The following is a 10,426-nucleotide window of genomic DNA, read 5'->3' as shown; positions in this document are numbered from 1 at the left end:
GCATAGACGAAGCGCCTGGCGCCGGCCATGGCAGCTGCCTCGACCACATTGTAGGCGGTCGCGATGTTGGTCTTGAACACCTCGCCGCCGGCCCGGCCGGTCGGCCGCGGAATGGCCGCGACATGCACAACCGCATCGCAGTCGCGCACCAGCTGCAGCGTCGATCCCAGATCGGTCAAATCGGCGGTTGCGTGGCGCCATGCGACCTCACCCGGCACCACGGTATCGACACCAAGCACATCGTGGCCGGCCGCAACCAGAGCCTCGGCCACATGGCAGCCAAGCAGGCCACTGGCTCCGGTGACGATGGTTTTCATATCTCGGCCTCGGCTCCACAATTCAGCGGCTTGAATATCGTTGATGGTCGTACAAATCGAGCACATGCCTGACAAGCGTTGTCAAGGCCATTTCGCGATGGACAAATAGCGCATACGCTTGTCGGAGCGCGGTGCGCAAGGCCGACCAGCACGCTTTGCGTCGAACGGGATTGACTTGGCATCCACTAGGGTTTTTTGTATGAGCATCAACGATCGGTCAAAGGAGCTCGCCATGTCCGTGGACAGTTTTTCCTCACATCGGCACGATGACGCGGTGCGTCTCGATCCACGCCGTGCAGCCGTTGTCGTCATCGATATGATCAATGAATTCTGCAAGCCCGGCGGGGCCATGGTCCTGCCTGGGTACGAGACGCTGGTCGGGCCGCAACTGGCCGTGATCGAGGCCGCGCGCGCCGCCGGCGTGCCGGTGATCTGGGTCCATGACAGCCACCGGCCGGGCATGCGACGCGAGCGCGAATGGCTGAAGCGCACGCCGCATTGCCTGGACGGAAGCTGGGGGCCGGAGATCATCGAGGATCTCGGCGCCCGCGATGATGAGATCCATGTGATCAAGCGGCGCTACTCGGCCTTCTTCCAAACCGACCTCGACCTGACGCTGAAAGACATGCAGATCGATCAGTTGATCATCTTCGGCGTGGTCACCAATATCTGTGTGCGCTCGACCGTCCACGATGCCTTTTTCGAGGGCTATGAGGTGGTGGTGCCAAGCGATTGCTGCGCGGCGACGGGACCACGCGAGCAGGAAAGCTCGCTGTATGACATAGCGACCCATTTCGGCGTGGTCAGCGATTCGGCTGATGTCGTCGCAGCCCTCCGCGACGGGACATCGCTTCAACCAGCGAGGGTTGCGGCTTGAGCTTTTTCCGGCCGGCGACATCCAAGACAGCGGCGATAGGAGTCCGGTGTGACGACTGAAAAGAAACCGCAATCCAAAAAAGGCGAAACGCCGGGAGGCGATGCACCCCTGAGCCGCGAGCAGGTGCTGCAGCAGTACGCCGGGACCGGCTATGAACTGGACCGCCACCCGGCGCACGTCATCCGCCGGGCGCATCAGCGCGCGACGTTGCGCTTCCAGCAGGTCATGGCCGGCGAAGACCTTTCGCCAACGCAATTCGCGGCGCTCGCCACGATCCTCAAGCATGGCGAAGTTTCGCAGAACCATCTCGGCCGGCTGACGGCGATGGACCCATCGACCATCAGCATCGTCATGCGCAAACTGCTCAAACACGGGCTGATCACGCGCAGCGCCTCCGAAACCGACCAACGCCTGACGATGATCGCGCTGACCAGCAAAGGGACCGACTATACGCTGGAGCGGCTCGAACGCAGCGTCGAGGTCGGGCGGCGGTTCCTGTCGCCGCTCTCACCGGCCGAGCAGGCGACGCTGCTTCGCCTGCTCCAGCGCATCAACGACGACGACCCATCGACTGGCGACGGCGGCAAATAAGCTGCGTCCAGTCCTTTTTTCCATAACAGCAAAAGTGAGAACCGATGTCGTCCGACCTCCAGTCGTCTGCCAACACGCTCGTCGTCCGCAATATCGGTCTCATGCTGAGTGGCGATCTAGCACAACCGATCATCGACGCCGACACCATCGTCGTGACCGATGGACGCATATCAGGCATTGGCAAGGCAGGCGACATTGATGGCGGCAGCGCGGCGACGGTCATCGATGCGATGGGCTGCGCGGTCGCGCCGGGTCTTATCGACAACCACGCCCATCCGGTGGCCGGCGACTGGACGCCTCGGCAGAACCAGATCGGCTGGATGGATTCGACCGTGCATGGCGGCGTCACCACCATGATCTCGGCGGGGGAAGTCCACACGCCGGGCCGACCGCGCGACCTGGTCGGGCTGAAGGCGCTGGCGATCGCTGCCCAACGCACCTTCTCCAACTTCCGTCCGAACGGCATGAAGATCCTGGCCGGGGCACCGATCCTGGAACCCGGCCTTACCGAGGAAGACTTCCGCAGTCTCGCCGAGGCCGGCGTGACGCTTGTCGGCGAGGTCGGGCTTGGCGGCGTCAAGGATGGGCCGACCGGCCGGCAGATGATCGCCTGGGCGCGCAAATACGGCATGACCTCGATGACCCACACGGGCGGCCCGTCGCTGCCCGGCTCCGGCCGCATCGGCGCGGATGTCGTGCTGGAGGTCGACGCCGACATCGTCGCCCACGTCAATGGCGGGCCAACCGCCCTGCCCGACGCGGAAATACGGCAGATCTGCGAGAAGGGCTCGAGGGCGCTTGAAATCGTCCATAACGGCAATTTGCGCACCGGACTGTTCGTGCTCGATCTGGCAAGGCAGCGCGGCGAACTTTCGCGCGTCATCCTCGGCACCGACAGCCCGGCCGGATCCGGCGTGCAGCCGCTCGGCATCCTGCGGACGCTCACCATGCTGGCTTCGCTGGGCGGCATCGCGCCGGAAGTGGCGTTCTGTCTTGCCAGCGGCAACACGGCGCGCGTGCGCAGACTGGACGATCGCGGTTTGATCGAGGTCGGTCGCGCCGCCGACCTGATCTTCATGGATCAGGCGATCGGCGGCGCCGGCGACGGGCTGCTCGACAGCGTGGCGCTCGGCAATCTTCCAGGCATTGGAATGGTCGTCATCGACGGCGTGGTGCGGACCGGCCGGAGCAGAAATACGCCTCCGGCGATGCGCGTGCCGGAAGTCCTGCCTGCCTGACGGTCAGCCGACGCCGTCAATCCCGACAATCTTGTCCTTGGTCAGCCCGCCGACGCGCGGGTGCGGCCTGCCGGAATCGGTGACGGCGATAGCAACGACGATCTCGTCGGCACGCGGTGCGTCGGGAACACGAACCTCCATGCCGTCGAAATGGCTGCGCACCCGCGCCGCATCCTTGTGACCGAGCGGAATATCGAGCGACACGCCGAGGCCGCCGCGCTTCTTCGATGAAGGAATGAGCGCGGCGCCCTTGCCAAGCACATCGCGGAACGGGGCGCCGAGCTTTGGATGAAGGATGGCGGCGGCATGTTCGAGCTCGCCATCGGCGCCGACGGCGGCGGCCTTGCCGAAGCTCTCGACCCGGTAGCCGGCAATGCCCAGAGCAGCGACCGCGCGCCTGGGCAAGATATCGCCCAAGGCTTCGCCTATGGCGCTCAGTGCCGACAGGTCCTCGACGTAAGTGCCCGCATAGGGGTTGCGGATCACCGCAATGGCTGCGGCACGCCGCGTCGGCGGATCGACGGGCCGCCCGCCTTCGATCCGGGTTTCCTCGACGATGGTGATGATGCGGCGGATTTCGGGGTTCATCGCAAGCCGTCCTCGCCCTTGATGTCGGCGGCGGCAAGGCCGCCGACCCGTGCATGGACGCGTGCGCCGGTGGTCATCGCCAGGATGACCGCCATTTCGTCGCCGCGCGGCGCATCGGCAATGCCTATCTCGATCGCATCGAAATGGCTGCGCACATAGGAGGCGTTTATGTGCGTGATCGGGATGTCGATGCGCGTTCCGGGGCCGCCGACCTTCTTGGTCGAAGGCACGATCGCCTTGGCATTGCCGAGCAGTTCGCGCATCGCATAGCCCCCCGGATTGTGCCAGAGCGCGCCATGTTCAAGCTCGCCGGCGGCGCCGACTATGGCACCCTTGCCATAGCCTTCGATGGCCTGGCCGCCTTCACCAATGGCGTCGATCAGGCGCCGGGCCATATCGAGACCGAGCGGCTTCAGGTCTTCCATGAAGCCGGTGATCTCCTCGACGTAGCGTCCGGCAAAAGGGTTGGCAATGACCGCGACGACCGCGCCTCGCTTGAGCGGGCGTGCCGCGTGGGGTCCGCCCTCATGGAATATCTCTTCGACCTGAACCAGAAATTTCCTGACCACCACAGCCGGCATTGTTTCGCTTCCTTCATCCCGTCGTTCATGGAAACTCATTAGAGTATCAACAATTATGCCCGTCGACATTTGTCAAGCGCAGACGTCGAGCACGTGGGCGAAGGGCCAAGAAAACTGCATCGGATGACGATTGACAGCCTGTTAAGCCGCTCCTAAACTCATATGACCATCAACGAACTCGCCGTTGTTACGGCGATATGTGGGGATGGTCAAAGCGTGGCTTCAAAAGCTGGAAAAAGCTGAAGGGGAATGACATGAAAAGGGCGCTCAAGAGTTTATTTCTGGCCGGCACGATGCTTGCCATTTCGTTCGGACCGGCCGCCGCACAGGCCAAGGTTTCCGTGGCCGCCATCTCGGGGTATTTCGCACAGGGTTTTGGCGTTTCGATCGTCAACGGCCTCAACAAGGCCAAGACCGATTTCGGCATCGACCTCAAGCTTGTCGACACCGGCAATCGCGCGCTCGACTACCAGCAGCAGTTCGAGAATCTTGCCAAGGGCAAGCAGTACGACCTCATCTTCGTGATGGGCTGGGAGCTGGTGGACTCGCTGCAAAAGGTCAGCGCCGAATATCCCGACCAGCGCTTCGTGTTTATCGATGGCGTCCTCGACAACCCCAAGATGATCTACGCCAATTTCGCCGAGGAGCAGGGATCCTTCGTGGCCGGTGCACTTGCCGGCATGATCGAAGCCAAGGGCACCGCCTTCGACAAGATCGGCGACGGCAAGGCGATCGGCTTTGTCGGCGGCCGCGATATTCCGGTGATCCGCAACTTCCTGGGCGGCTACGAGCAAGGCGCCAAATATGCCGCGCCCGACGTCAAGGTAAACTCCGTCTTCGCCGGAACCTTCGACGACCCGGCCAAGGGAAGCGAACTTGCCCAGGCGCTTTACGGCCAAGGCTCCGACATTGTCTACAACGTCGCCGGCCCGACGGGTGAAGGCGTGATGCAGGCAAGTGCCGCGGTCGACAAATATTCGATCGGCGTCGACATCGACATGTGCGGCTCGGCTCCCGGAAATGTGCTCGCCAGCATGCTGAAGCGCGGCGACATCGCCGTCTACACGCTGATCAAGGATGAGGTCGAGGGCCGCAAGATCACCGCCGGCACCCGCACTTTCGACCTCGCCTCGGGCGGTGTCGAGGTCAAGGTCTGCGATGATATTGCCCCAAAGATCCCCGCTGACGTGACCGCCAAGCTGGACGAGATCAAAAAGGGCATCGTCGACGGCAAGATCGTGATCGCCAAGGCAAAGTAAGCCAACAACAGCGCCTCCCTCCCAAGAAAGCGCTACACTGATCCGCCGCGGCTTGCCGCGGCGGATCAGTGTCCAATCTGCGAGAGCCACGTTGTCGAACACGCCGGGGTCGCCGACCCTCCACAGCAATGCCGCGATAGCCGTCGAGTTGACTGGCATCACCAAGCGTTTTGGCGCATTCGTCGCCAATGACGGCATCGACCTTGCGGTCCGCCGCGGCGAGATCCACGCCATCATCGGCGAGAATGGTGCTGGCAAGACGACGCTGATGAACATCCTGTTCGGCCTCTTGCAGCCGGACGAAGGCTCGATCCGGCTGAACGGTGAAGAGATCGTGATCGCCGATCCGTCCGTGGCGATAAAGGCCGGCCTCGGCATGGTTCACCAGCATTTCAAGCTGGTTCCCTCGCTCTCGGTTGCCGACAACGTCTTTCTCGGTATGGAAATCCGTCGCCATGGCCTGATCGACCACGCCGCACAAATTGCGCGCACGCGCGACCTGTCGAAGCGCTTCGGCCTGCAGGTCGATCCGACCGAGCGCGTCGGGCTGCTCTCGGTCGGCATAGAGCAACGCATCGAAATCCTTAAGGTCCTGGTGCGCGGCGCGCGCACCATCATCCTCGATGAACCGACCGCCGTGCTGACGCCGCAGGAAAGCCGTGAACTGTTCCAGACACTGCGCAGCTTCGTGGCCGAAGGCATGACGGTGATCTTCATTTCGCATCACCTGGAAGAGGTGATGGAAGTGTCCGACACGGTGACGGTGCTGCGCAACGGCAGGAAGGTGGCGACCCGGCCGACGGCCGAGCTCAGCAAGGACGAGTTGGTGCACATGATGGTCGGCCGCGAGGTGAGCTTCGACCGCCGGCCGCGCGCTTCGCTGCACGGCGACGTGGTGCTCGAAGTCAAGGATCTGTGGGCGCGCGACGATCGCCTGCTGCCGGCTCTTCGCGATGCCAGCTTCACCGTCCGCTCCGGCGAGGTGGTGGGGATCGCGGGTGTGGCCGGCAATGGACAGACGGAGCTGGCGGAAGTGCTTTCGGGCTTGCGACCGGCAAGCCATGGCGGGGCGTGGCTGAAGGGCCGGAATCTCACCGCGCTCTCCCCCGCCGCGATCCGCCAGGCAGGCCTCGCCCATGTTCCAGGCGACCGCATGGTGCGCGGGGTCGATCGCAACGCTTCGATAGCAGCCAACACCCTGATGGGCCGCCAGCACCGCGCCCCATGGAGCCGCGCCGGCATGCTCAACTGGAATGCCATAAATCAAAACGCCGAAACGCTGATCAAGAGCTTCGATATTCGCGCGCGCGGAGCCGGTGATGCGGTCAAGCGGCTTTCGGGGGGAAACATCCAGAAGGTCGTTCTGGCGCGCGAATTCACCAACGGCGCCGATTTCCTGCTGATCGACCAGCCGACGCGCGGCGTCGACATCGGCGCCCAGGAGGCCATTCATGACGAGATCATGCGCCAGCGCGCCGCCGGCCGCGCAATCCTGCTGATTTCCGTGCAGCTCGACGAACTGGCCGCCCTTGCCGACCGCATCCTGGTGATGTTCAACGGGCGGATCATGGGCGAGGTCGCCGGCGACGAGGCCGACGAGGAGCGCATCGGCATGATGATGGCAGGCGTGGCCGTGCCGGAATTCGCCGCGGAGACCGCATCATGACAGACCATTTGCGTGCCGTTTCCGGCCAGGTGATCGCCATCGGCGTGGCGCTGCTGATGGGCGCGATCATCATCCTCATGGTCGGCGAAAGCCCGGTGCGTGTGTTCATGACGCTGTTGCGCGGCGCCTTCGGCGATCAGGAGAAGATCGCCGGGACCTTGCTGCAGACGACGCCGATCCTGATCTGCGGTGTCGCCGCCTGCATCGGCCTGCGCGGCGGCATGTTCAACGTCGGCATAGAGGGCCAGCTGTTCCTCGGCGGCTTCGCCGCCGCGTGGGTCGGCTTTGCCATGCCCCTGCCCGCGGGCATTCACACGCTGGCCGCGCTGGCGCTGGCGGTCGTGGCAGGCGCGGCCTGGGTCGCCATCCCCGCCTACTTCCGCGCCCGCTACAACACCAACGAAGTCGTCTCGACGATCCTGTCGAACTACGTGGCGGTGCTGCTCACGTCCTACTTCACCATCTTCCTGTTCAAGCGGCCGGGTGGCTGGTCGGAGACGCCGCCGATCCTGGCGACATCCTATCTGCCGGAGATCTTCACCTTTTCGCGGTTGAACTGGGGCCTGGTCATTGGCTTGGTGCTGGCGGTCGGCGCAGCCCTTGTCTTCCGCTACACCAAATGGGGTTACGGCGTCACGATGGTCGGTTCGGCGCCGAAATTCGCCGAATATGGCGGCGTCAACGTGAAACGGCAGGGTTTCCTGGTCCTGCTGCTTTCAGGGGCCGTCGGCGGGCTGGCCGGCGGCGTCGAGACGCTCGGCGTCCATCACCGCTTCATGGAAGGATTTGCCCCCGGTTTCGGCTTCGACGGGCTGATCGCCGCCCTGCTTGCCAATGGCTCGCCCGTCGCCACCATCTTCACCGCACTGTTCTTCGGCGCCCTGCGCAACGGATCGCTGCTGCTCGAGGTCGACACCAGCGCGTCGCGCGAAATCATCACCGTGATCCAGGCGCTGATCATCCTCAGCGTGTCGGCCCAGGTGCTGGTGAGAAAGCGTGGCGACAGCCAGGCAGGGGAGCGGCGATGGAAATTCTAGACAAGCTCATCAACGTCGCGCTGATCGCGGCGACGCTTCGCACCACCGCGCCCATCCTTCTGGTCGCGCTTGGCGGCTCGTTCACCACCAAGGCCGGCATCTTCAACATCGGCCTCGAGGGGCAGATGCTGGTCGGCGCCTTCTTCGCCGTCCTCGGGTCGATCTGGACCGGTTCCGCGCTGGCGGGGGTCGCCTGCGGCGTCGCGGCGGCGCTCGTCTTCGCCCTGGTTTTTGCTGTCCTGGTGGTGAGCTTCAAGGCCAATGAAGTGGTCGTCGGGCTGGCCCTCAACATCCTGGCCGGCGGCATGACAATCTCGCTGATGAAAGCGATCTTCGGCACGCGCGGCTCGATCGTCGGTCACGGCATCGTCGGCCTGCCGAAAGTCCAGCTGCCCGGTGCCCGCGACCTTCTCGGCTCGTGGGCGCCGCTGATCTCCGGCTTCACGCCGCTCGTCTATGTCGCCTTCATCGCGGTGCCGCTGCTGGTCGTCTGCTATACCAGGACGCGGCTCGGCCTCTATATCCGCGTCGTCGGCGAAAAACCGGAAGCCGCCGAGGCGCTTGGCATCTCGATCACCCGCGTCCGCTACATCGCATCGCTGCTTTGCGGATTGCTGGCGGGCCTCGCCGGCGCTCATCTGTCGCTCGGCTACATCACCATGTTCACCGAAAACATGTCGTCGGGCCGCGGTTTCATGGCGGTGGCGATCCTGATCTTTTCCAATGGCGATCCGCTGAAGGTGCTGGCCGGCTGCCTGCTGTTCGGCTTCGCCGATGCTTTTTCGTTGCGCCTGCAGACGTTCGGCTATCCCTCCTATCTGGTTCTCACCGTCCCCTATGTCGTCGCGCTGATCGCATTGTTCGCGCTGTCCTACCGGGCGCGTCCGAGGATTATCGCGGAGACGCTGGAATCGATGCGCAAGCTGCTGTCGGTCGACAAGAACACTGAAGCCGGCGGCAAAAATCCCCAGTGAAGGAAGCCTTTATGGAACGCATAATCCTCGACGTGGATTCGGCCGGCGACGATATTCTCGCCGTGCTGTTTGCGGCGATCAATCCGAAGCTGCGGCTCGAGGGCGTGACCACCGTGACCGGTGCCGCCGGCCCGATCGAGCAGGTCACCAATGTCGTCCTCAACACGCTGACGCTCGCCGGGCGTGACGATATCCCGGTTCACGCCGGCGCGTGGCGGCCGATCGTCGGCAACGCCAAGGCCGATATGGAAGCGCCGGTGCATTTCGAAAAGCGGCTTGTTGCCCGTTTCGGCGATCGCCTGAAGAAGTTCAACCCGCCGGCGCCGACGCCGGTGCGGCAGGCCACACCGGGACATGCGGTCGATTTCATCATCGGCACGGTCATGGCCAATCCGGGCGAGATCACGCTGGTGACGACCGGTCCGCTGACCAACGCGGCGATGGCGCTGTTGCAGGAGCCGGGATTGACCGGTGCACTGAAGCGGCTGATCGTGCTCGGCGGCAATTTCCAGACGCCGGGCAACATCACACCCTTGTCGGAGTACAACATCTGGGCCGATCCGGAGGCCTCGCGCATCGTGCTCAACGCCGATGTCGAGAAGATCCTCGTGCCGCTCGACATCTGCGAGGACAACCGCGTCGCCGATTCGATGCTGACGCGCGACGACATCGCCGACATGCAGGCCGTCGCGAGGGACAATCCCGTCCTTGAGATGATCGCCGACAGCTTCCCGATCTACATCGACATCTGGCGCGAATTCTTCGACCTCGTCGGGTTCCCGATGGACGACGTGATCACCGTGGCGCTGGCTTTCGATCCCGGCCTGGCGACGATGACCGAGCCGCTGTTCGCCGACGTCGTGCTCGACGGCAGGCTGGCGCGCGGCCAGACCGTCGCTTATCGCGGCCGGCAATTGCTGCCCGGCGGCGGGCCCAAGACCACCCGCATCTGCACCGGCCTGGACGGCCGGCGTTTCCTCGACGGCTTCAAGAAAACCATAGCGCGCTACGAGCGGGCGGCGTGAAAGACGACATGATGACCAAGCCAACTCCTATCCTGTTCGACTGCGACCCCGGCCACGACGACGCCATCGCGCTGGTCATGGCGCATCGCTCGCCGGCCATCGAACTACTCGGCGTCACCACGACCTGCGGCAATGCGGAAGTCGAGAAGACGACCGCCAATGCCTTGCGCATCCTGGAGTATATCGGCGCCGGCGAGGTGCCTGTCGCGCAGGGCTGTCACCGCCCGCTGGCGCGCCCGCTGGTGCTCGGCACCGCCGATGGCCCAAGCGGCC

At 64.1% G+C, this 10,426-nt stretch carries 12 protein-coding genes; 9 read left to right on the top strand and 3 right to left on the bottom strand.

The features are described 5' to 3' along the window. On the bottom strand, window positions 1-317 hold a 317-nt coding region (locus tag EN906_RS10870; protein ID WP_127375170.1), incomplete at its 3' end, for an NAD-dependent epimerase/dehydratase family protein. A gap of 232 nt (window positions 318-549) precedes the next feature. Here EN906_RS10870 and EN906_RS10865 point away from each other — a divergent pair. Genes EN906_RS10865 through EN906_RS10855 form a run of 3 tightly spaced genes read left to right on the top strand, consistent with a single transcriptional unit; the run spans window position 550 to window position 3,023 of the window. After that, a complete protein-coding gene (locus EN906_RS10865) occupies window positions 550-1,194 on the top strand; it encodes an isochorismatase family cysteine hydrolase (protein ID WP_127267634.1) in 645 nt (214 codons plus the stop codon). 48 nt (window positions 1,195-1,242) lie between these two features. After that, on the top strand, window positions 1,243-1,785 hold the full coding sequence (locus EN906_RS10860; RefSeq protein ID WP_127267635.1) for a MarR family winged helix-turn-helix transcriptional regulator: 543 nt from the start codon (window positions 1,243-1,245) through the stop codon (window positions 1,783-1,785). 44 nt (window positions 1,786-1,829) lie between these two features. Further along, window positions 1,830-3,023 (top strand): amidohydrolase family protein, encoded by a 1,194-nt coding sequence (locus EN906_RS10855; protein ID WP_127267636.1) that lies wholly within the window; start codon window positions 1,830-1,832, stop codon window positions 3,021-3,023. Between the two features lie 3 nt (window positions 3,024-3,026). On the opposite strand, the gene EN906_RS10850 is transcribed toward EN906_RS10855, so the two are convergent. Both EN906_RS10850 and EN906_RS10845 read right to left on the bottom strand, forming a co-directional pair. Next, on the bottom strand, window positions 3,027-3,611 hold the full coding sequence (locus EN906_RS10850; RefSeq protein ID WP_127267637.1) for an amino acid synthesis family protein: 585 nt from the start codon (window positions 3,609-3,611) through the stop codon (window positions 3,027-3,029). Beyond that, window positions 3,608-4,192 (bottom strand): amino acid synthesis family protein, encoded by a 585-nt coding sequence (locus EN906_RS10845; RefSeq protein WP_023809103.1) that lies wholly within the window; start codon window positions 4,190-4,192, stop codon window positions 3,608-3,610. The genes EN906_RS10850 and EN906_RS10845 overlap by 4 nt, the downstream gene beginning before the upstream one ends. 254 nt (window positions 4,193-4,446) lie before the next feature. Between EN906_RS10845 and EN906_RS10840 the strand changes: the two genes are divergently transcribed. The 6 genes from EN906_RS10840 to EN906_RS10815 form a co-directional block, all read left to right on the top strand. Further along, window positions 4,447-5,451 (top strand): BMP family ABC transporter substrate-binding protein, encoded by a 1,005-nt coding sequence (locus EN906_RS10840; protein WP_127267638.1) that lies wholly within the window; start codon window positions 4,447-4,449, stop codon window positions 5,449-5,451. A 91-nt stretch (window positions 5,452-5,542) separates the two neighbouring features. Then, window positions 5,543-7,117, top strand: coding sequence for an ABC transporter ATP-binding protein (locus EN906_RS10835; RefSeq protein ID WP_127301659.1), 1,575 nt, complete (start codon window positions 5,543-5,545; stop codon window positions 7,115-7,117). Further along, window positions 7,114-8,154 (top strand): ABC transporter permease, encoded by a 1,041-nt coding sequence (locus EN906_RS10830; protein ID WP_127272241.1) that lies wholly within the window; start codon window positions 7,114-7,116, stop codon window positions 8,152-8,154. The genes EN906_RS10835 and EN906_RS10830 overlap by 4 nt, the downstream gene beginning before the upstream one ends. Then, a complete protein-coding gene (locus EN906_RS10825) occupies window positions 8,142-9,128 on the top strand; it encodes an ABC transporter permease (protein ID WP_127271624.1) in 987 nt (328 codons plus the stop codon). Before EN906_RS10830 ends, EN906_RS10825 begins: the two co-directional genes overlap by 13 nt. A gap of 11 nt (window positions 9,129-9,139) precedes the next feature. Then, window positions 9,140-10,153: a nucleoside hydrolase gene (locus tag EN906_RS10820; protein WP_127272240.1), complete on the top strand. Its 1,014-nt coding sequence runs from the start codon at window positions 9,140-9,142 to the stop codon at window positions 10,151-10,153. Beyond that, a partial coding sequence (locus EN906_RS10815; protein WP_245484224.1) for a nucleoside hydrolase occupies window positions 10,150-10,426 on the top strand: 277 nt, incomplete at its 3' end. The genes EN906_RS10820 and EN906_RS10815, both read left to right, overlap by 4 nt.

This window comes from Mesorhizobium sp. M7A.F.Ca.CA.004.06.1.1, assembly GCF_003999135.1.
Taxonomy (GTDB): domain Bacteria; phylum Pseudomonadota; class Alphaproteobacteria; order Rhizobiales; family Rhizobiaceae; genus Mesorhizobium.
The sequence above is the reverse complement of the archived record's forward strand: the minus strand, read 5'-3'. Positions and strand labels throughout refer to the sequence as shown.